Source organism: Acinetobacter pittii (genome assembly GCF_034064985.1).
In the GTDB taxonomy this organism is placed as follows: domain Bacteria; phylum Pseudomonadota; class Gammaproteobacteria; order Pseudomonadales; family Moraxellaceae; genus Acinetobacter; species Acinetobacter pittii_H.
On sequence record NZ_CP139249.1, the window covers coordinates 748,265 to 770,224 of the forward strand.

Here is a 21,960-nt window from a genome sequence, read left to right on the forward strand (position 1 = left end):
AGCGAGCCTAGAACATGACAAAAATCTTGATGATTGAAGATGATTTTATGATTGCAGAGTCAACAATAACGTTGCTGCAATATCATCAATTTGAAGTGGAGTGGGTCAATAATGGCTTAGACGGTCTGGCTCAGTTGGCTAAAAATAAGTTTGATTTAATTCTTTTAGACTTAGGACTACCGATGATGGATGGTATGCAAGTCTTAAAGCAAATTCGCCAAAGAGCAGCAACTCCCGTCTTAATTATTTCAGCGCGAGATCAGTTACAAAACCGTGTTGATGGCTTAAACCATGGTGCAGATGATTACTTGATCAAACCATACGAGTTTGATGAGTTACTTGCTCGTATTCATGCACTATTACGCCGTAGCGGGGTAGAGGCTCAGCTTGCCAATCATGAGCAGCTATTACAAAGTGGTGATCTGGTTTTAAATGTTGAACAGCACATTGCTACTTTTAAAGGTCAACGTATTGATTTGTCCAATCGTGAATGGGCAATTCTTATTCCTTTGATGAGCCACCCAAATAAAATCTTTTCTAAAGCAAATCTTGAAGATAAGTTATATGATTTCGATAGTGATGTAACCAGTAATACGATTGAAGTATATGTGCATCACTTGAGAGCTAAACTCGGGAAAGACTTTATTCGAACGATTCGAGGGCTGGGTTATCGTTTAGGGCAATCATAATTTAAATTTTGGAACTTCATAACAGTGCATTATTCATTAAAAAAACGACTGATTTGGGGCACCTCAGTTTTCAGTGTCATTTTAGGTTGTATATTAATTTTTAGTGCTTATAAAGTTGCACTGCAAGAAGTCGATGAAATTTTAGATACGCAAATGCGTTATTTAGCTGAGCGAACAGCTGAATATCCATTAAAAACGGTAAGCAGTGAGTTTGATTTTCATAAAACTTATCATGAAGAAGATCTATTTGTAGATATTTGGGCTTATAAAGATCAAGCCCATTTATCACACCATCTCCATTTATTGGTTCCACCTGTTACACAAGCTGGCTTTTACTCACATAAAACCAGTAACGGCTTAATCCGTACCTATGTTTTACCGTTAAAGGATTACCAGATTCAGATTAGCCAGCAAGAAAAGGTTCGTGAGGCTTTTGCTTGGGAACTTGCAGGTAGCATGTTCATTCCATATTTGATTATCTTACCATTTGCGATTTTTGCTTTAGCTGCAATTATTCGTCGTGGGCTGAAGCCGATCGATGACTTTAAAAATGAACTGACTCATCGTGATTCAGAAGAACTAACACCTATTGAAGTTGTAGATTATCCTCAAGAATTGTTACCCACAATTGATGAAATGAACCGACTTTTTGAGCGCATTTCTAAGGCACAAAACGAGCAGAAACAGTTTATTGCAGATGCAGCCCATGAACTTCGAACTCCTGTGACTGCTCTGAATTTACAAACTAAAATTTTAATTAGCCAATTTCCTGAGCAGGAATCGCTGCAAAATTTGAGTAAAGGATTAGCACGTATTCAGCATTTGGTGACACAGCTTTTAGCGCTGGCTAAGCAGGATGTTTCTTTAAGTGTGATTGAACCGACGAGGGCTTTTCAGCTTAATGATGTCGCTTTGAATTGTGTTGAGCAGCTTGTCAATTTAGCTATGCAAAAAGAAATCGACTTGGGTTTTGTTCGTAACGAGCCAATTGAAATGCACAGTGTCGAACCAACAGTTCATTCAATTATTTTTAACTTAATTGATAACGCAATCAAATATACACCTCATGAGGGGATGATTAATATTTCTGTTTTCACTGCGACAGATGGCGATGCATGTATACAAATTGAAGATAGCGGCGCGGGAATCGACCCAGAACATTATGATAAAGTCCTAAAGCGTTTTTACCGTGTACATCACCATCTTGAAGTGGGGAGTGGTTTAGGTCTATCCATTGTTGATCGAGCAACTCAACGTTTAGGTGGGAATTTGACACTAGACAGAAGTTTAGAGCTGGGTGGACTTTCGGTTTTGGTTAAACTTCCAAAGATTTTACATGTTCACGAAACAAGGACTTGAGTTAGATAAGTTCTTGTTTGATTCGTTTTTCAAACTCAAAGCGGTGAATACAAACGGCATAAAATAAGATATTTACCGCCCAAACTACCCAACCTGTCCATAAATTATGACTCAGGAAATGTGCTCCACGCATCATTTGTGCCCATCCCATCATAAATCCTAATAAAATGCCTGAAATGAGATAAAAATAGGCACGTTTGGGTTGTTCAAGACGATAAACAAAATAACCTGTCATTAAAATAAAGCCAGCGCTTGCATGTCCACCCGGAAAGCAATGCCCATGTTTCGCAGTAAAATCCCAAATATAGCCACCTAAGCTGTTAGGATGAGCCATATTCCAAGGGCAGGCATGAGCAGATTGTGATTTTAAGAGACCAACCAGTGCGCTACCAATCATGCTCACAAAAAACATATACCCATATTGCCAGCGGTAAAGCTTTAATTTCTCAACTTTAAATGATGCAAGCCATAGACCAAAAAAGATGACATAAATGCCAGTAATGATCTGTTTTACAATTTCATGATTAAGTCTTTCTAGATACCAATTGTCTCGATTGAAAAAATGACCCGTTGAATCGATCCAAGGCTGGATGAAGTACATATCAATTTTCCCACCCACTGGAAAAACGATTAAAAGCAGAAAAAAACTGAAAAACAGAAGAATGATATTAATCTGGAAAAATTGTTTTTGTTGATTCATGCCATGCAACATCAATTAGATCGTGAGTAAAGGCATTACATAAAATTAAGCTTAAATTGCTCTTAAACTATACTGAAGAAAGAAGTTCAATTTTCTTTAAAAAATAAAAAAAGCGACGAGAAGTATCGTCGCCCTGAGCACTTTAGAAAGTATTAAAACATACCCTCTTCAGAGTTTGCCGAAATTTTATGAATAGACAAATCTGCACCACGAAACTCGTCTTCTTGAGATAAACGAATGCCAATCGTCGCTTTAAGTAAACCGTAAACAATAAAGCCGCCAGCCAGTGCAATAGCAATCGCGAGTGCTGTTCCGATGAGTTGTGAGGCAAACGATACACCTCCTAAGCCACCAAGCCATTGTTGACCAAATAAACCTACTGCAATACCACCAAATGCGCCACATACGCCGTGTAAAGGCCACACACCTAACACATCGTCAACTTTAAGTTTGTTTTGAGTATAAGTGAATAGATACACAAACATAGCCCCAGCTGCACCACCAATCACAAGTGCACTGATTGGATGAACAATGTCAGAGCCTGCACAGATTGCGACTAAACCAGCAAGTGGGCCGTTGTGTAAGAAACCTGGGTCATTTTTCCCAATCGCATTGGCTGTAATCGTACCGCCAACCATTGCCATGAGGGAGTTAATAGCAACTAAGCCAGAAATAGCATCAACACGCTGAGCACTCATCACGTTAAAGCCAAACCAGCCGACAATTAAAATCCATGAGCCAAGTGCCAAAAATGGAATAGAAGAAGGGGGATGAGCACTTACACGACCATCTTTCTTATAACGACCAGAACGGGCACCCAATAAAATGACAGCAGCAAGTGCAATCCAACCGCCCATGGCATGAACTACGACTGAACCTGCAAAGTCGTGAAAAGCTGCGCCAAAGGTTGTTTCTAACCACTTTTGCAGACCATAGTTACCATTCCAGACCATACCTTCGAAAAATGGATATACCAGCGCAACTAAAGCGAGGGTGGCAATTGCTTGTGAACGCATTTTTGCACGTTCAGCAATACCACCCGAAATAATGGCAGGAATTGCCGCAGCAAAGGTGAGTAAAAAGAAACAACGCATGAGGTTATAGCCATGATCACTTGATAAAACCGTACCATCATGGAAGAAGTGCTGACCATAAGAAATGTAGTAGCCAACAAAGAAATATGCGATTGCAGAAAGGGCAAAGTCAGTCAGAATTTTACTAAGTGCGTTCACCTGATTTTTGTGGCGAACTGTACCAAGTTCCAAGAATGCAAAACCTGCGTGCATGGCAAGAACCAAAACTGCACCAAGTAATAAGAAAAATAGATCTACATTTTGCATAGCATGCTCGAAAAAAGTGCTAAATTCCATTTTGGAACAAATCTAGGTCTGTAAATTGCACCAAAATAGATTTAAGGAATCTAAAAACCTAAGCTTGTCGAAACAAACTCAATTGCATAAAAATGAATATGCAATAAGCGCACCAATTTGGATTAAATAGGGATTTTTTGGCGATAAATGGTGCATTGATCTAGTTAAAGAGGGGCAGTTTTGGCGCTTTTTACGTTACAAGTCATCTAATGCGCTTATAAATTGACCTGAAAGAGTTCGTTCTCAAAGTTTAAAAAGAGTCATCCATTTTTATTAATGATCTGACCAAACCGATTGTGCGACTTCAATAAAAGCTTTTGCAGCGGGACTCATGTGCTTTTTATTCTTGACTGCTAGACCAATAGAACGTTTAAGGTTCGGTTTAAAAGGGCGTTTAACTACATTTGGATAGAGTGACAGTAATTCTTTGGTGAGCACCATATCAGAGACAATCGAAATCCCTAACTGGTTATGGACCATGCTGACTATACTTAGAATTTGTGAAACATAAAATTTGATGTCTGGTTTCACATTAAAGTTTTTTAAAATTAATTCGACCTGATGTCTACTACCCGCCATTGTCATAATAAATGGGCAATTTTCTAGCTGTGCTGGATCAATATAGAGTTGCTGCGCGAGCGGGTAACCACTCGGAATTAGGGCCACAAAACGATCTTCAATTAATGGGAATGTATCAAAACGCTCATCTGGCATAATCAAAAAACCGACTTCTATGCGCCGTTCCAATAACCACTGAGCAACTTCTTTATCTTCACCTTCATCGATATAAATTTCAATTTTTGGGTAGCGTTGCCGAAAGGTTTCTAAAATTTCAGGCAATAGATAAATAGAGGATGAAGCCCCAAAAGATCCAATACGTAGTGTGCCTTCGTTTAAACCATGGATTGCAGCCACTTCTTTTTCTAAGGTATCGGAAATACTCAATAGCTCTTTTACATGAGTAAGTAGCTGCTGACCTGTCGTCGTCAGCTCAATATCACTTTGAGTTCTTGAAATCAGGTTAATGCCCCATTGTTGTTCTAATGATTTAAGCGCATGGGAAACTGCCGATTGTGAAATTCCCAGCTTTTCTGCTGTAGCAGTAAAGCTTTTTAGTTCAGCAATGAGTGCAAAAATTTCAAGTTGGGTAAAGGTCATGTTGTATTTATTATGAGTAAAAACTCATTTTATCATGAGTTTTCATTATCTTTAATATATGAGTAAGCCAAGCTAATTGTCAAAACAGCAAGCCTCAACAAAACTCGAGTAAAGAAATGAATAGTATTGTTTTATCTCTATTTCCCTTAGTTGCATTAATTGCATCGGGATACTTATTTAAAAAATATCGTTTTTTTAGCGATGAGTTTTGGGCTGGGGCTGAGAAGCTGAATTACTATATTTTATTTCCTGCTTTGCTTTTCAGTACGTTATCGACCGCGAAAATTGACTTACAAAGCTTGAGTACAGCCATCATTGCGATGTTGATTGTGGTTTTAGCAGTCACCGCCTTTTTATACATCCTCCGAATGTTTTGGCAAATACCCCCTGCACGTTTTGGTGTGCACGTACAAAGTATGGTTCGCTTTAATACCTATATTGGTTTGGCATTAGTGACTTCACTTTTTAAAAGTGAAGGAATGGCAATACTGGCAATTTTATTGGCGCTTTGCATTCCACTGGTAAATGTTATTTCGGTGCTTGCTCTAACCTCTAAAGAACACATGGCAATTAAACCTGTTTTGATTGCACTCCTTAAAAATCCTTTAATTGCATCGTGTGTAGTAGGGGCAGCAGTCAATGCACTTCAAATCCCGATTTGGGAAGGCTTTACTCACTTTATCAAGCTTTTTTCAGTGTCGAGTTTGCCACTGGGTTTGTTATGTGTTGGCGCAGCTTTACAGTTTATGCAAATTAAAAAGGACATTGTGGTATTGGCAGCAGACACGTTCGCACGACTTTTAGCAGTGCCTGCCTTTGCTTACGCGGTCTGCATGTGGTTTGGTTTATCAAGTTTACAAACACAAATTTTAGTTATTTTCTTTGCGCTACCGACTGCTTCCGCTTCCTACATTTTAACTAAGGTTTTGGGTGGCGATAGTCAGCTCATGGCTGCCGTGATTAGCTTTCAAACCTTATGTGCTGCCGTGACTTTGCCATTAGTGATTTGGTGGATTTCTTAAGATATAAATCTTTAGGCTGACTCATATTTAAAGAATGCTTAGCTACCTTCCTCATATAATTATTGCTACACTTTTTTCTTTTTCAGGTGGATAAGTATGTCCTTTGATCTCAAAGTGAGCTTGCAGCAAAGGTCTGAACCGTCTGCACAGCAGAAAAAACTGAATCGCCTGATTGATAAAATAGAGCAGCAAAAAGTTAGCCTGAGCACATGGCAAAATGCACAAGCTGAGATTCAACAGCACATACGGCAAAAACTGATGCCTGTGTATAGCGATTTACATGCCGTGCTATTTCAGCAGTTGGATCAACTTTGGAATATGTTGCATAGCCATGAGTTTTCCAAAGCAGACATGCAACAACTAGACGAAAAAATTGCCCAGCTTGCCCAAATGTTGAAGCGCTCAAAAATGTTATCTACTGAACAGTTGGAGTTGGTAAAGCAGATTGATACCTTTTATCAGCAACATGCACAAGAGTCGGTAAAAAAGAATAAAAAAGCTCAACCAATAGAATTTGGATATGAAGAAAGTGCTGATCAAGGTTTAGAGTTTGAAGAAGACTTTGAACAGTATGCAGCCGAGCAACAACAAGCGCGAGAACAGGCTAAACAACAAAGACAGCAACAAAAACGTGAACAAGCAGAGCAAATGGCAGCGCAGTCACTTAAAACAGTCTATTTAAAAATTGCCGCGATGATTCACCCAGATCGTGAGCAAGATGAAACAAAAAAACAGGAAAAAACTGAGCTGTTCCAACAGGCAAGTCAGGCCTACGAAAAGCAGGATTTGTTTTATTTACTCAAACTCCAGTTACAGCTTGAACAGAATAAAGGGCTAGGCGCTAAAGAATTATCTGCCGAGCAGTTACGGTTTTATAAACTGGCTTTGGATGCACAAAGTCAGCAGCTTGAAAGTCAAATTGCTGAGATTTTGGATTCGTTTCAGTTAGCCAAGAATGTAAAAGCAGAGAATGTGCATATTAGTGATGTTTATAAAGCTGTCGATGCTGATTGTGCTGAATTAAAGCAGCAGTTGAAGTGGGAAAAGGAACGCTTAAAGCATATGAAAAAGGTGAGTGGGATAGAGATGTTGTTGGGGCATGGGGTGCTTTAATTTTAAAAAGCACCTTTTTCTCTGACAATAAGCTTTACATATATTTTACAAGGAGAAAGCATTTTCTGGATTAAATAGTAATTAAATTCAACGGAATATTCTCATATCCTATGACTGGGAAAAAGATTATTAATAGTGATTAGCCAAATCAATTTGTATTCCAGAACGTATTGGTTTAACATCAATTCCAGTATTTCTTTTTAGTCTAATAGATAATTTATCTGTTTGTGAGTTTTTTTTGGGTATTCCAGTAGATACCGCAAAAGCAATTCTAGGAACCTTACTGTGTACTTGATCGAGACTTTTGAGATAATTATAAGTAGATTCAAACTGCTCAAAAACATCATCAAACTTCCCTTTACCTTTAAGTTTAAATAAAAAATAACATTCTAGAGCTTTATTTTTTGTATCTAAAATTTTATACATCCAATCACATTTTTTTATTTCTGATGTATTTATTAAACCACCATCTACTTTAACCTCACATAAATACTGGAAATTAGGATTAATTACTTGAAATGAATTATTAAGTTCTTTTCTAATTGGAAAAATTTTTTTTGTTCCACAGTCTTCAAATCTACACATAATTTTAACTCTTAACCTCCCTTTAATTATTAAATTTCTTTTTCAAAAGCAAGTAACTTACTAAAAATATCTTGAGAATGTTCTGATGCTTTGTCTATTTCATTAGAGTCAATAATATCAAATTCATGATCAATAATACTAGTTAAATATCCATTTTCTATTTTATAAGCAGAAAGATTGTTGCTATGGATGGCTGTTGTATTAGGTAAAATTTCTTGGAAATCATTTTGTGTTAATAGATTCCTTTTTATTAAACTACCAGCATATAGATAATTGTTAAATTCACTTAAAACATAAGGACTATGAGTTGTTAAAATAAAATTTAGGTCTTTCCCATATAGATAAGATAAAATTTTAATAGTTAATGCTTGAGAAATTGGGAATAAGTGGGCTTCAGGTTCTTCTATATAGATTAAGTCTTTTTTAGTTTCAGAAAAAAAAGATAATACTGAAAGAGTTAATAGCATGGGTAGAGCTTCTTGTTGTCCAGAAGAAGCTTGAGCTAAGGCTATTTCACGATTATTCTTGTCTAAAATATATAGTTGATTATCTTTTTCAATAATTTCACCTTTCATTATTTCTTGGATAAATTGAATAGGAAAGTTATTATAAATTTTTTCTTTATTTTTATTATAAAATCCTCTGTATCCTTCATACATTTGTCCAAAATCTCTAATAAATGGATCTAAATTTTGTTGAGCGGTATTAATAAATGAAAATAGGTTTTCTTGAAAAAGTGAGAAAAAAGCCCTTGTAGCAGGAATAAAAGTGGGAGAGCTAATAATTTGATTTATACTTGATTCTTCTAATATTTTAGTTGCTGCTCTTTTATATAAAAAATGTTTTGGAAATTTAAATAATTCATTATCATTAATTTGTGAGCTATCTAATTCATTTTTTACATCTAAAAATTTTAATAGTGAGATATTGTAGTCACTTGCTAATTTTCCTGATAATTTAGTTTGAAAATCATTATTTAAATTACTAATATCAATTTTAATATCATTTTTAGTATAAACAATTTCAAAATTTTGATTTTTCCAAGCATACTCAGGAAAAATTTCTATAAATTTTTCTTTTATACCTTTGTAAACTTTATCTAGAGAATTTTCCTGAGTTAGACATTTTCTAAAAATAGATCCTATTTCTTGAAAAAAATAAAGAGCCTTAACTATTACGCTTTTACCTGTACCTTGAGAACCAATAATAACATTTATTTTTTTTACTTCTAATTCAGCTTCTTTGATAACTAGAAAGTTTTTTATATAAAGATTTTCCATAATTTAAAAACAATAAAAGGCCGATAATTCGACCTTTTATCTTACACATTAAATCATAAACTTTAAAGATTACAGTGCAGCAATTTGCTCCATATTCGCTTTAACTTTCTCTAACTGAGCAGCAAATTCAGCAAGCTTCGCTTTTTCACCTTCAACAACTGCTGCTGGTGCTTTAGATACAAAGCCTTCGTTTGCAAGTTTGCCTGCGATTTGGTCGTGTTGCTTTTGGATTTTATCCAGGTCTTTTTGCAAACGAGCAAGCTCAGCTTTAGGGTCAATTAAGCCTTTCATTGGTACAAATACCGATGCATGGCTAACAACGCTAGAGCAAGATAAAGGTGGCTCTTGGTCTTTATTCAAGAACTCAATGCTTTCAACTTTAGCCAAGGCTTTGAACAATGCTTCAATACGAATAATTTGTTCACGTTCAGCGTCAGAAGTGTTTTGAAGTAATACTGGCAACAAGCGTGCATTACCTAAGCCCAACTCACCACGAATGTTACGTACTGCACCAATCAAACCTTGAAGCCATTGCATATCTGCTTCAGCTTGTTCGTTGATTTTTGCTTGCTCAGGAATAGGGTATTGAGCAGTCATAATCGTTGGGCCACCTTGACCAAGCATTGGTGCAAGAGTCTGCCAGATTTCTTCTGTCAAATACGGCATTAACGGATGAGCCAAACGTAAAGAAGCTTCCATGACTGCAAGCAATACACGGCGTACTTCAGCTTTACGCTCTTCTGAAACTTCTGCATCGTTTAGAACTGGTTTAGTTAACTCAACGTACCAGTCACAGTACTCATTCCAGATAAAGTCGTAAATCGCTTGAGCAGCAAGGTCTAAACGGTAAGTTGCAAACGCTTGGTGTACAGCAGCTTCAGCTTTTTGCAGACGGCTCATAATCCATTGTTCTGGAAGTTCCCATAGATCAGGGCGCGCTTCTTGACCAACAGTTTGACCTTCAACATTCATGAGAACGAAACGAGTTGCGTTCCAGATTTTGTTACAGAAGTTACGGTAGCCTTCAACACGTTTTAAGTCGAACTTGATGTCACGACCAGTGTTTGCAAGCGCACAGAACGTGAAACGAACTGCGTCAGTACCATAAGCATTAATGCCTTCTGGGAACTCTTTACGCGTTGATTTTTCAATCTTCGCAGCATCTTTCGGGTTCATTAAGCCAGTTGTACGTTTTGCAACTAAGCTTTCTAAATCAATACCGTCAATCAAGTCTAATGGATCAAGCACGTTACCTTTAGACTTCGACATTTTTTGACCTTCACCATCACGTACCAAGCCGTGAACGTAAACAGTCTTAAATGGAACTTGCGATGAACCATCTTCATTTTTCATGAAGTGCAGGGTCATCATGATCATACGGGCAACCCAGAAGAAAATGATGTCAAAACCAGTCACCAACACATCTGTTGGGTGGAAGGTTTTTAAGAAATCATTTGCTGCGTCTTTTTGTGCGTCGCCAGTCCAACCTAAAGTTGAGAATGTCCAAAGTGCAGATGAGAACCATGTATCAAGAACGTCCTCGTCTTGTTTAAGTTCAACGTCAGCAGCGATGTTGTTTTTCGCACGTACTTCTTCTTCGTTACGGCCAACATAGATATTGCCATTTGCATCGTACCAAGCTGGAATACGGTGACCCCACCAAAGCTGACGTGAAATACACCAGTCTTGAATGTCACGCATCCATGCCATGTACATGTTGCTGTACTGCTCTGGCACAAACTTAATACGGCCATCTTGAACTGCTTCAATTGCAGGCTCCGCAAGCGGCGCAATTTTTACGTACCATTGGTCAGTAAGTAACGGCTCAATGATCACGCCAGAACGGTCACCGCGTGGAGCTTTTAAGTCATACGGTTGGATTTGATCTAACCAGCCTTCAGCTTCAGCTTGAGCAACTAATTTTTTACGTGCAGCAAAACGTTCTAAACCAGCATAGTCCGCAGGTGCAGTAATGGTTTTAGAAATTTGTTCGCCAGCTTTTGCAATATATTCAAACTCACCTAAAACTTCGGCATTTTTGTTGAAGATATTAATAATTGGCAAGCTATTGCGTTTACCTAGGTCATAGTCATTGAAGTCATGAGCAGGGGTAATTTTTACACAGCCAGTACCGAAGTCTTTTTCAACGTAGTCGTCAGCAACAATCGGAATTAAACGACCTGTAATTGGCAATACAATGTTTTTACCAACAAGGTGTGCATAACGCTCATCTTCAGGGTGAACGGCAACCGCAGTATCACCAAGTAAAGTTTCAGGACGAGTCGTTGCAACGACTAAATAGTCTTTGCCATCTTGAGTTTTAACTGATTTATCTTCAAAGAAATATTTAAAGTGCCAAAGTGAGCCTTTTTCTTCTTTGCTTTCTACTTCAAGGTCAGAAAGAGCAGTTTGAAGTTTAGGATCCCAGTTTACAAGGCGCTTACCACGGTAAATTAAACCATCTTCGTGCAAACGAACGAATACTTCTTTAACTGCGTTTGATAAACCTTCGTCCATCGTGAAGCGTTCACGTGACCAGTCTACAGATGAACCTAAGCGACGAATTTGTTTCGTAATTGTGCCGCCAGATTGTTCTTTCCATTCCCAAACTTTTTCGATGAACTTATCACGACCCAAGTCATGACGAGTCACACCTTGTAAGCCAAGTTGACGCTCAACAACCATTTGCGTTGCAATACCAGCATGGTCAGTACCCGGTTGCCACAAAGTATTTTTACCCATCATACGGTTATAACGGGTGAGGGCATCCATAATGGCATTGTTAAAGCCATGGCCCATGTGCAAACTACCTGTGACGTTTGGTGGTGGAATCATGATACAGAATGATTCACCGTGACCAGAAGGTTTGAAGTAACCTTGTTCTTCCCACGTTTGGTACCACTTCTTTTCGATCTCGGTTGGATCGTATGTGGTCGCAATATTTTGAGCGGTTTGAGCGTCAGTCATAGTAGCTTAGATCGAATATGCATAAAAAATTGCACCTATTGTAGCAAAAAAATGCCTCGAAATTAATGTGCTGAAAACAGATAAACGGTTTTGTATTTTTTTCAAAAAACGGTAGATTTATGAAAGATGGATCACAATTTAATCGTGTAGACACACGGCACAAAAATTACAAACGAATTGAAAAAGGATGTTGCTCATGAGTTATGAAGTTTTTTTGAAAATTTCCGATTCAACTTATACACAATTCGAGACCATTCGGCAGAAACTGCATGATGGGGTAAGTCAAAGTCAGGCAAAACCTTTAGGCGATGTACTCTCTGATCTTTCTTGTGAAATTATTGAGCAGGTTTTTTCTGTGCTTTTACAGTCAGGAAGTGCAACTATGTCTCCAAAACAACAAGCTGAGTCTGAAAAAGTTATTCAGCAGGTCTTAGAGACTTTTCGAAAATATATGCCTTGGTCAGTTTCATTTTTTGGAAATGAGCGTCTTTTGCCTTTAGTCGATTACATGACATCTCTGATGAAAGAACAGGGGCAGCAAATTTATATTACCTATCCAGTTACCCTGCAACTCGTACAACAAGCTCAAAACCTTACGCAGCAAATTCGTGACGGTAATATGCAAAGTATTGCAGCTGCTTTTGAAACATTAATACAAATTGTAGATTTAGGCGTAACAAGCCTAGTACGTGAGCCTAAAAAGCGTTTAAAATTTAATTTAGTTGTCGATAAAACTCTTAACGGAGTAATCAACATGACGACGCATTTAGGCTATAAACGTTTGGAAAAGTTAGGTACACAGGTCGATCAGACCACAGCAACTCATTATATCAACCACTTTTTGGCCTTCATGCATCAAGCAGCATAATTTAAAAAGATAATAGGAATATAAAGCATGGCCAAACTTGATACTTTGCAAAATAAAGTGGTATGGATTACGGGAGCATCTTCTGGTCTGGGTAAGGCCTTAGCAGGTGAGTTGGCTTTGCAAGGGGCCGAAGTGATTTTGACCTCGCGTCGTTTTGAAGAATTAGAAGAAGTTCGGGTTGGCTTATTAAACGCTGACCGTCATTTGTCGGTGGTTGCCGATATTACTGATGAAAAACAAGTAAACGAAGCTTATAAGCAGATTTTAAAAGCGAAAGGGCGAATTGACTGGCTTATCAATAATGCTGGCTTAAGCCAACGTGCTTTAATTAAAGATACGACAATGGCAACTGAACGGGCCATTATGGAAGTCGACTATTTCTCTCAAGTGGCATTAACCAAAACTGTGCTGCCGACCATGCTAAAACAAAAGTCTGGTCGAGTTGTATTTGTGTCGAGTGTAGCGGGTTTATTAGGCACTCAGTACCGTGCAAGCTACTCTGCTGCTAAGGCGGCAATTCACATGTGGGCAAATAGTTTACGTGCTGAAGTCTCCGATCAAGGTGTTGAAGTTTCAGTTATTTTCCCAGGCTTCGTAAAAACTAACGTTTCGTTCAATGCGCTAAATGGTGCTGGGCAACCTCAAGGTCATCAAGATGAGGCTATCGAGAATGGTTTAGAGGCTGATGTATTTGCAGAGCAATCTGTAAAAGCATTAATGCAGGGGCAAGAATATATTGTTGTTGGTGGAGCAAAAGAAAAACTGGGTGTGATGGTTTCTCGGATGTCACCAAAACTTCTTTATAAAATGATTCGGAAAACAAAAGTAAAATAAAAAAGTGATTTTGCCGTGCTAAATTGATGGAAAAACCCGCATAGAAGGTTCACCATGGATCAAGACTACCATCGTATTTTAGAGGTCATTACGCGTTTTCAATTGGTTTTTGACCAGAAAAATTGGGATGCGTTTGATGAGTTGTTGGCCGATCAACTTGAGGTGGACTATTTGCAGTTTAGAGGGGAACCTTTATGTGTGGTGTCTTGTCATGAATATAAAGGTTCACGGCAACAAGCTTTGTCACATTTGCGACTACAGCACAATTTAAGCAATCCTCTTATTCGGATTGAACAAGACCGAGCATGGTTAGAATGTAATTATCAAATTTATCGTTTTTCGGAAAATGATTATTTTCATTCTTTTGGTCGCTATTATTTTACTCTGGCAAAACAACAGGGCATATGGAAAATTACCGGAATTTGCCAACACTTAACTAAAAATATTGGCAATCCGCGTATACATTTTTCTGCTATGGGGCAGTGTTAATCTTTGACTGCTGTTCCGTAGGCAAATACCTCTACCATTCCACCTTGCATACCCAGTTCGGTTGTACTCAGCCGAACTCCCATAATGTGATTGGCACCGACACTTTGAGCTTGTTGTTTTAGTCGTACAATCGCCTCGCGGCGAGCACGTTCAACAATACTTTCATAGCTGGTCAGCCGACCGCCTAAAATATTTTTTATAGAGGCCAGTACATATTTAAAGTAGTCATGCGAAATAACTACATTACTGCTAATAAAATGGCCTAACTGATCACTTGTGGCAAAACGATTGGTATCAATTCTGATATGGGCAAATTGTTGCTCTTTTTCTAGAAGTTCATTTAAATGTTTTTGTTCAATATGGCGGCCAAAAGCCCAACCAATACTGAAAAGAATGAGAAAAATAACAAGCTGAAAAATAAGATTGTCCATTTTCTACCTATGCATTAAATGGATCGGGCAGATGAGGTGCTTGAGGCTGCACAACCACTGCTGTGCCATATACGAATAACTCAGAAGCACCTTGGGCAATATTTGAGGTAGAAAAACGAATACCCACAATTGCATTGGCACCAAGTTGCTGGGCTTTTACAATCATACGTTGCATAGCCTCTTGGCGAGATTCTTCTAATAATTCGGTATAACCAGTAAGTTCACCACCTACAATATTTTTTAAACTCGCCATCAGGTCACGGCCAACATGCTTACTACGAACGGTACTTCCGTAAACAACATCCAGCTGCTTTACAATCTGGTGGCCTGGAACACTTTCTAAATTACTCAATAACATTGTTTTTTATCAATCTAAATTCTTAAGGTTTCAAGATAAAAAATATTCAGATGAGTTGCAATAAAAAAGCCCACCGAAGTGAGCTTTTGTGAATAAGTTATTTAAAACTTATTGCTTTTTAAGTTCAGCACTAGATGGTTGATTAACCACTGTATCTGAAGTATTTGCTTTTAAACCACCACCTAGAGTTTTGTATAACTCGATTTGGTTGTTTAAGTTTGCTTGTTGAAGCAATAACAAACCTTGTTCTGCTGAATAAGATGAACGCTGTGCATCAAGAACCGTCAAGTAACTATCAATACCGGCACGGAAGCGTGCATTTGAAAGTGTGTAGTTACGGTTAGTTGCTTCTACTAGACGTTGTTGAGCTGTTAAACGCTCACCAATGTTGGCACGAGTTGCAAGCGCGTCATTAACTTCACGGAACGCAGACTGAACTGATTTTTCATAATCAGACAATGCAATTTTCTGATCAGTTTCAGAAATTTTTACATTGGCACGACGAGTGCCCCAGTCAAAGATTGGTAAGTCTAAGCTTGGTCCAATTGACCATACAAAACCACCAGACTTAAATAGATCACTTAAGTCAGTTGATGCATAACCTGCAGAACCCGTTAAGCTAATGGTTGGGAATAAACGTGCTTTTGCAGCACCAATATTCGCACCAGCAGCGCTTAAGTTATATTCAGCAGCTTTTACATCTGGACGGTTGTTAAGCAAGTCGCTTGGTAAACCCGCTGTAAATACATTTTGTTGCGTAATGCGTTTTACAGGTTGGGTTGGCAACAAGTTTTGTGGAACTGATTGACCTACTAATAAGTTCAACAAGTTTTGCGCTTGAGCAATTTGAGTTTTGTAGTTCGCTACATCATTACGCGCAGTTTCTACAGAAATCTGTGCCTGACGTAGTGGAACTTCACTATCGATGCCCACATCAAAACGTTTTTTGTTGAGATTGTAAGAATCTAACTGTGCTTTAAGCGTTTGCTCTGCCAGTCTTAAGTTTGCTGTTGCAAACGAATAATTTAACCATGCTTGAGCAACTTGGCTAATCAGACTGATTTGAGTCGAATCACGTGCGCTTTGCGTTGAAAGATAACTATCTAATGCAGCATCTTTTAAGCTACGTACACGGCCCCAGAAATCAAGCTCATAGGCAGTTACACCCAAACCTACTTGATAAGTAGAGTAGGGGTTATTCGGATCACGGCTTTGAGAAACCTGACGAATTGCACTACCACTTGCTCCGATTGTTGGAAGCTGGTTATTCTGTGTAATTCGATATTGCTGTTGAGCACGTTCGATATTGAGCGTTGCTGTACGTAAGTCGCGGTTGTTGGCAAGTGCCAAATCAATCACTCCGAGCAAACGAGGGTCGCTAAAGAACTGTTTGTAACCCTGTTCAGCAATAGACGTACCAGAAGCGCTATTATATGCATAGCTTTGTGGAATATCGGTTTTCACGACTGGTTCTGGGCCGCGCATGCTTTGACAAGCTGACAAAGCAAGCGCAAGTGCAGATACCGCAATGCTACGACCTGAAATAGACCATACGTTTTGCATCACGATTTATGCTCCTGAGTGTTTATGGTTTTTGGTTTGTACTTAAAGATACTACGAATCCACACATAGAATACAGGGATAAAGAAGATACCTAAGAACGTTGCACTGAGTACGCCACCGAGTACACCGTAACCGACAGAGTGCTGACTTCCTGCACCAGCACCTGTTGAAAGGGCAAGCGGGAGTACACCAAAACCGAAGGCAAGGGTAGTCATGATAATTGGGCGTAAACGCATTTTTGCGGCATGTAAAGTTGCCTCAATCAGGTCTTCACCTTTTTCCTGCAGCTCTTTTGCAAACTCAACAATTAAGATCGCATTTTTTGCAGAAAGACCGATTACCGCGATCATCGCTACTTGGAAGTAAATGTTATTTGAGAGATTTGGATCTCCTTTAATAATCATACCCAAGTAAGTTAATACGATTGCACCAATAATACCGAGTGGTACTACAAGTAAAACCGAGAACGGAATAGACCAGCTTTCATACAATGCAGCCAAGCAAAGGAAAACGATTAACAATGAAAGCGCATATAAGAATGGAGCTTGAGCACCAGACTCACGTTCTTCAAGTGATAAACCTGTCCATTCATAGTCGAAACCTTGTAAGCCCATAGATGGTAACTTAGCAATAATTTCTTCCATCGCTTTCATCGAGTCACCAGAGCTCACGCCAGGTGCAGGTGTACCTTGAATGTTAACCGATGACACGCCGTTATAACGTTCAAGACGTGGAGAACCATATGTCCATTCGCCAGTAGCAAATGCAGAGAATGGAACCATTTCGCCTTTGTTATTACGTACATACCACTTATTTAAGTCTTCAGGCATCATACGGGTACCCGCATCACCTTGAACATAAACTTTCTTCACACGTCCACGGTCAACGAAGTCGTTAATGTATGAGCCACCCCATGCAATACGCATCGTATTGTTAATGTCGGCAATGCTCACACCCATGGCACCAGCTTGAGCTTGGTCTACATTAATTTGATACTGAGGTGTATCTTCTTGACCATTAGGACGAACACCCACAAGACGTTTATCTTGTGCAGCTAAACCTAAGATCGTATTACGTGCAGCAATAAGTTTCTCATGGCCTTGACCACTTGAATCTTTAAGTTGCAAGTTGAATCCGGCTGTTACACCTAATTCAGGCATTGCTGGAAGCTGCAATGGCATAACGTATGATGCGTCTTTAACGATCATGTTCAATGCCATACCACGCTGAATCAAAGCGCCAATTTGAGACTCTGGTGAAGTACGTTCACTCCAGTCTTTCAATTTAACGAAGCCAATACCAGCATTTTGACCAACACCTGTGAATGAGAAGCCTGAAACGGTGAAAATAGATTCCACAGTGTCTTTTTCATTCATGAAGAAGTTTGTCATGGTGTCAATCACTTTACCTGTACGGTCAAGCGTTGCATTTGGTGGTAATTGAACAAGTGTCATTACCACACCCTGATCTTCTTCTGGTAAGAATGAAGATGGGAGTTTTTGGAACAAGAACACTAATAAAGCAATAACCACAGCGTAAAGTACGCCAGAGAAGATTTTGCCTTTAAGCATGCGATTAACACCATTTTGGTAGCTATGCGACATGCGGTCAAAACCATTGTTAAAGCTTCTAAAGAAACGAGCAAAAATATTATTACTTGGTTCTTTATTAGGATCATGCTGTTTTAAAATGGTTGCACAAAGTGCTGGTGTGAATGTTAACGCCACAATTAACGATAGAACCATTGCTGTTACAAGGGTAATCGAGAACTGACGGTAAATTACACCAGTTGTACCACCAAAGAATGCCATTGGTACGAATACAGCTGTTAATACACTCGTAATACCAACTAACGCGCCAGAAATCTGTTGCATTGATCGTGAAGTCGCCGTGACCGGATCGGTATGCTCTTCACTCATAACACGTTCGACGTTCTCGACGACAACGATGGCATCATCGACCAGAAGACCAATTGCCAACACCATAGCGAACATGGTTAAGGTGTTAATTGAGAAGCCAAAGATATTAATAACAGCGAATGTACCTAATACAACAACTGGTACAGCAAGTGTTGGAATAATCGTTGCACGCCAGTTCTGTAAGAACAAGAACATGACAATGAATACCAAAATTACCGCTTCAATTAATGTGTGTACAACACTTTCAATTGAAAGGCGAATAAATGGAGTCGTGTCATAAGCCAGTTTATCTTCAAGACCCGCTGGATAGTTTTTACGTAATTCAGATAAACGATGTTCAACTGCTTCGGCAGTATCAAGTGCGTTGGCACCAGTTGCAATCTTAATTGCAAGACCAGCTGCTGGTTTACCATTAAACTTCGAGTCGAATTGATAGTTATCAGAACCTAATTCTACGCGAGCAACATCTTTTAATCGAACCTCAGCACCAGATGCAGTGTTCTTTAAGAAGATATTTTTAAACTGTTCAGGAGTTTGCAGTAAACTTTGTGCATTTACTGTTGCGTTAAGCACTTGACCTTGTACAGCCGGTGCACCACCTAATTGACCTACAGCTACTTGTGAGTTTTGCGCTTGTAAAGCTGTCGCAATATCACTAGGTGTAAGCTGGTAACTTGTTAACTTAGCTGGATCAAGCCAGATACGCATTGCGTATGAACCACCAAAGACCGTTACCTCACCAACACCAGCCACACGGCTAAGCGGTTCTTTAATAGACGAGTTTACATAGTCTTTAATGTCAGAGTCAGACAAGTTGTTATCTGGTGAATAAAATGCAATAACTTGCAAGAAGCTTGCACCAGATTTAGTAACAGTTACACCTTGACGTTGTACATCTTCAGGTAAAAGTGCAGTTGCAGATTGCAGTTTATTTTGAACCTGAACCTGTGCAATATCTGGGTCAACACCTTGTTCAAAGTTTAATTGAATAGAGGCTTGACCGTTACCCGCACTGTTAGATGAAATATAACGTAAACCATCTAGACCATTCATTTGTTGTTCAATGATCTGGGTTACGGTGTTTTCAACAGTCTCAGCCGATGCACCAGGATAAGTTGCAGCAATCGTAACTGTCGGCGGTGCAATCGTCGGATACTGTGCAATAGGCATTTTTGTTAGCGTGAGAATACCCGCCAACATAATGACTAATGCAATCACCCACGCAAAAATGGGGCGATGAATAAAAAATTGTGCCATTCAATCTACCCCTTATGCATTTGAAGATGCTTTCTGTTCTGCTTGAGGTTTACCTGATTGAGCCGGTTTTGTCGCATTTGGAGCTGCGCCTTGTGGATTTGCTGGTTGAGCTTGGTAAGGTTTTGCTGAAACTTCTTGCCCTTCTTTAACCTTGGCAACACCATCAACAATCACTTTATCACCAACTTTAAGACCGTTAGTCACAATCCAGTTTTGTCCTTGAACACCAGAGGTTTCAACAGGACGACTCTCAACAGTACCTTTGGCATTAACAAGCATTGCTACAGCTTGACCTGTAGGTAAACGCGTAATTGCAGCTTGAGGAATCAGGTAAGCATTAGGCACTACACCTTGAACAATCTGTGCAGTGGTATACATGCCCGGAAGTAACAGATGATTCGGGTTTGAGAATACGGCACGTAAAGTAATCGTTCCTGTATCCTGATTGACCGAAGCATCAGAGAAAGCAAGTTGTCCTTCGATTGGGTAAGTTGAACCATCTTCGAGCTTCAATTTCACTTTTGTGTTGTTACTATTGTTTAAACTGCCTTTGCTGAGTTGTTGACGTAAACGCAATAACTCGGCACTAGACTGGTTAATATCAACGTAGATCGGATCTAACTGCTGAATCGTCACTAAAGGATCAGTTTGGTTTGCAGTAACTAAAGCACCTGCTGTGACAGAAGAACGTCCAGACTGACCAGAAATTGGTGAACGAATTGTAGAGTAGCCAAGATCAACATTTGCATTCGTTACTTGAGCTTTTGCTGCAGAAACTTGTGCTTCGGCAACATTAACCTGACCAAGTAAGTCGTCATATTCCTGTCTAGATACAGCATTACTTGAAACAAGTTGCTTATAACGGTTTAGCTTGGTACGTAGTGAAGCTAGATTTGCCTGTTGTTGTAAAAGAGCAGCTTTTGCATTTTCAAGCGTTGCACGGTTCGTTCTAGAGTCGAGCTCATAAAGCGCCTGACCTTCACGAACATAGCTTCCTTCAGCAAACAAGCGTTTTAAAATCACACCGCTTGTTTGAGGGCGAACTTCAGAAATTTGATATGCTGAAGTACGGCCAGAAAGCTCAACGCTTTGTTCAACACTTTGTGGTTGAGCAACAATAACACCTACTTCTGCAGGCGGCATTTTCTGAGCAGCAGCAGCTTGCTGTTTCTCATCGGAGCCTTTGCTACAACCAACAAGTGCGATACTTGTTGCTAATGCGCAAGCAGTAAGGGCAGGAGCCCAAAGCTTAGCCGACATCATTGTTCCACCTCGTTTAGATAAAATCTAAAAATATATTTGTTTTCTACTTAACCTACTTTGTGTTTGTAATAACCAGAGCCAAAGCAGTGCAATCCAAATAAAACCTATGCCCCAACCGGCGAGTACATCTGTTGGAAAATGAACTCCAGCATATATTCTTGAAAGCCCCATGCAGATAAACCAAAAACAGGAGATCAAAATGATATAAGGAGAGTTAATGTTGGGCCTATGGCATAACATTATCATTGCCATACAAGCCAGTGTTGATGCATAAACACTATGTGCACTTGGGAACGATGCACCATAACTTTCGACAATATGATATACCTGTGGAGGTCTTGGACGGTCAACACACCACTTGAGCAGCCAACCCGTGATGATACTGCCAAGAACACCCACGCTAATGAAAATAACAGTAATATATTTTTTATACCATGCTTGATATATACACACCAACAAGGATAAAAAACATACAAAAGGCATACCACCTACACGTGCTAGAAAGGTCGTAATAGAGTTAAGATAATCTGATCGATTTTCACTCAATATTTGAACGGTGAGAAGATCCAAAGATTGAAGTCTTGGTACAAAAAGACCAAGAACACCTAATCCTAAAAAAATACAACCAATAAAAAGCAATAAATAGGGCATGTATATACCTTTGCTTGTTCAAGCAGTGTCTACTACTGAAAGCCGTTAAAAGTGTACTTGCCAGTACACTTTTTTTCAAGCCTG

Annotated in this window: 19 protein-coding genes; 7 read left to right on the forward strand and 12 right to left on the reverse strand. The window is 39.1% G+C overall.

Annotated features, from left to right (window positions below):
* The first annotated feature begins 14 nt into the window (after window positions 1–14).
* Together SOI76_RS03620 and SOI76_RS03625 are read left to right on the forward strand one after the other, a co-directional pair.
* The gene (locus tag SOI76_RS03620) at window positions 15–689 is read left to right on the forward strand and encodes a DNA-binding response regulator PmrA (protein ID WP_002116411.1); all 675 of its coding nucleotides are present in this window, start codon (window positions 15–17) and stop codon (window positions 687–689) included.
* Between the two features lie 24 nt (window positions 690–713).
* A complete protein-coding gene (locus SOI76_RS03625; protein ID WP_104079856.1) occupies window positions 714–2,048 on the forward strand; it encodes an ATP-binding protein in 1,335 nt (444 codons plus the stop codon).
* A 1-nt stretch (window position 2,049) separates the two neighbouring features.
* Here SOI76_RS03625 and SOI76_RS03630 read toward each other — a convergent pair whose 3' ends face one another.
* From SOI76_RS03630 to SOI76_RS03640, 3 genes are all read right to left on the reverse strand, one after another.
* The gene (locus tag SOI76_RS03630; RefSeq protein WP_104079855.1) at window positions 2,050–2,760 is read right to left on the reverse strand and encodes a phosphatase PAP2 family protein; all 711 of its coding nucleotides are present in this window, start codon (window positions 2,758–2,760) and stop codon (window positions 2,050–2,052) included.
* Window positions 2,761–2,900: 140 nt separating this feature from the next.
* On the reverse strand, window positions 2,901–4,088 hold the full coding sequence (locus SOI76_RS03635; protein WP_025466615.1) for an ammonium transporter: 1,188 nt from the start codon (window positions 4,086–4,088) through the stop codon (window positions 2,901–2,903).
* Between the two features lie 303 nt (window positions 4,089–4,391).
* Window positions 4,392–5,276: a LysR family transcriptional regulator gene (locus tag SOI76_RS03640; RefSeq protein ID WP_104079854.1), complete on the reverse strand. Its 885-nt coding sequence runs from the start codon at window positions 5,274–5,276 to the stop codon at window positions 4,392–4,394.
* 116 nt (window positions 5,277–5,392) lie between these two features.
* Between SOI76_RS03640 and SOI76_RS03645 the strand changes: the two genes are divergently transcribed.
* The gene (locus SOI76_RS03645) at window positions 5,393–6,298 is read left to right on the forward strand and encodes an AEC family transporter (protein WP_104079853.1); all 906 of its coding nucleotides are present in this window, start codon (window positions 5,393–5,395) and stop codon (window positions 6,296–6,298) included.
* 96 nt (window positions 6,299–6,394) lie between these two features.
* Window positions 6,395–7,411, forward strand: a complete 1,017-nt coding sequence (locus SOI76_RS03650) for a molecular chaperone DnaJ (RefSeq protein WP_205668425.1) — start codon at window positions 6,395–6,397, stop codon at window positions 7,409–7,411.
* Between the two features lie 129 nt (window positions 7,412–7,540).
* On the opposite strand, the gene SOI76_RS03655 is transcribed toward SOI76_RS03650, so the two are convergent.
* From SOI76_RS03655 to valS, 3 genes are all read right to left on the reverse strand, one after another.
* Window positions 7,541–7,996 (reverse strand): hypothetical protein, encoded by a 456-nt coding sequence (locus SOI76_RS03655; RefSeq protein ID WP_104079852.1) that lies wholly within the window; start codon window positions 7,994–7,996, stop codon window positions 7,541–7,543.
* Between the two features lie 29 nt (window positions 7,997–8,025).
* Entirely contained in the window at window positions 8,026–9,276 is a 1,251-nt protein-coding gene (locus tag SOI76_RS03660; protein WP_104079851.1) for an AAA family ATPase, read from the reverse strand.
* A 69-nt stretch (window positions 9,277–9,345) separates the two neighbouring features.
* Window positions 9,346–12,243 carry a valine--tRNA ligase gene (valS, locus tag SOI76_RS03665; RefSeq protein ID WP_104079850.1) on the reverse strand — a complete coding sequence of 966 codons (2,898 nt, stop codon included), beginning with the start codon at window positions 12,241–12,243 and terminating at the stop codon, window positions 9,346–9,348.
* 196 nt (window positions 12,244–12,439) lie between these two features.
* Between valS and SOI76_RS03670 the strand changes: the two genes are divergently transcribed.
* The 3 genes from SOI76_RS03670 to SOI76_RS03680 are packed head-to-tail and all read left to right on the forward strand — an operon-like array spanning window position 12,440 to window position 14,434.
* Window positions 12,440–13,111 (forward strand): hypothetical protein, encoded by a 672-nt coding sequence (locus tag SOI76_RS03670; RefSeq protein ID WP_104079849.1) that lies wholly within the window; start codon window positions 12,440–12,442, stop codon window positions 13,109–13,111.
* 27 nt (window positions 13,112–13,138) lie between these two features.
* Window positions 13,139–13,945: an SDR family NAD(P)-dependent oxidoreductase gene (locus SOI76_RS03675; RefSeq protein WP_005309982.1), complete on the forward strand. Its 807-nt coding sequence runs from the start codon at window positions 13,139–13,141 to the stop codon at window positions 13,943–13,945.
* 54 nt (window positions 13,946–13,999) lie between these two features.
* Window positions 14,000–14,434 (forward strand): nuclear transport factor 2 family protein, encoded by a 435-nt coding sequence (locus SOI76_RS03680; protein ID WP_000371759.1) that lies wholly within the window; start codon window positions 14,000–14,002, stop codon window positions 14,432–14,434.
* On the opposite strand, the gene SOI76_RS03685 is transcribed toward SOI76_RS03680, so the two are convergent.
* The 6 genes from SOI76_RS03685 to SOI76_RS03710 form a co-directional block, all read right to left on the reverse strand.
* A complete protein-coding gene (locus SOI76_RS03685) occupies window positions 14,431–14,865 on the reverse strand; it encodes a YbjQ family protein (protein ID WP_000369283.1) in 435 nt (144 codons plus the stop codon). The genes SOI76_RS03680 and SOI76_RS03685 overlap by 4 nt on opposite strands.
* 7 nt (window positions 14,866–14,872) lie before the next feature.
* Window positions 14,873–15,223 (reverse strand): YbjQ family protein, encoded by a 351-nt coding sequence (locus SOI76_RS03690; RefSeq protein WP_002116377.1) that lies wholly within the window; start codon window positions 15,221–15,223, stop codon window positions 14,873–14,875.
* A gap of 108 nt (window positions 15,224–15,331) precedes the next feature.
* Window positions 15,332–16,786 (reverse strand): multidrug efflux RND transporter outer membrane channel subunit AdeK, encoded by a 1,455-nt coding sequence (adeK, locus tag SOI76_RS03695; RefSeq protein WP_104079848.1) that lies wholly within the window; start codon window positions 16,784–16,786, stop codon window positions 15,332–15,334.
* Window positions 16,786–19,962, reverse strand: a complete 3,177-nt coding sequence (adeJ, locus tag SOI76_RS03700) for a multidrug efflux RND transporter permease subunit AdeJ (protein ID WP_104079847.1) — start codon at window positions 19,960–19,962, stop codon at window positions 16,786–16,788. Before adeJ ends, adeK begins: the two co-directional genes overlap by 1 nt.
* 12 nt (window positions 19,963–19,974) lie before the next feature.
* Entirely contained in the window at window positions 19,975–21,225 is a 1,251-nt protein-coding gene (gene adeI / locus SOI76_RS03705; RefSeq protein WP_016143195.1) for a multidrug efflux RND transporter periplasmic adaptor subunit AdeI, read from the reverse strand.
* Window positions 21,226–21,249: 24 nt separating this feature from the next.
* Window positions 21,250–21,876 carry a phosphatase PAP2 family protein gene (locus SOI76_RS03710; protein ID WP_104079846.1) on the reverse strand — a complete coding sequence of 209 codons (627 nt, stop codon included), beginning with the start codon at window positions 21,874–21,876 and terminating at the stop codon, window positions 21,250–21,252.
* Between the last annotated feature and the right edge of the window lie 84 nt (window positions 21,877–21,960).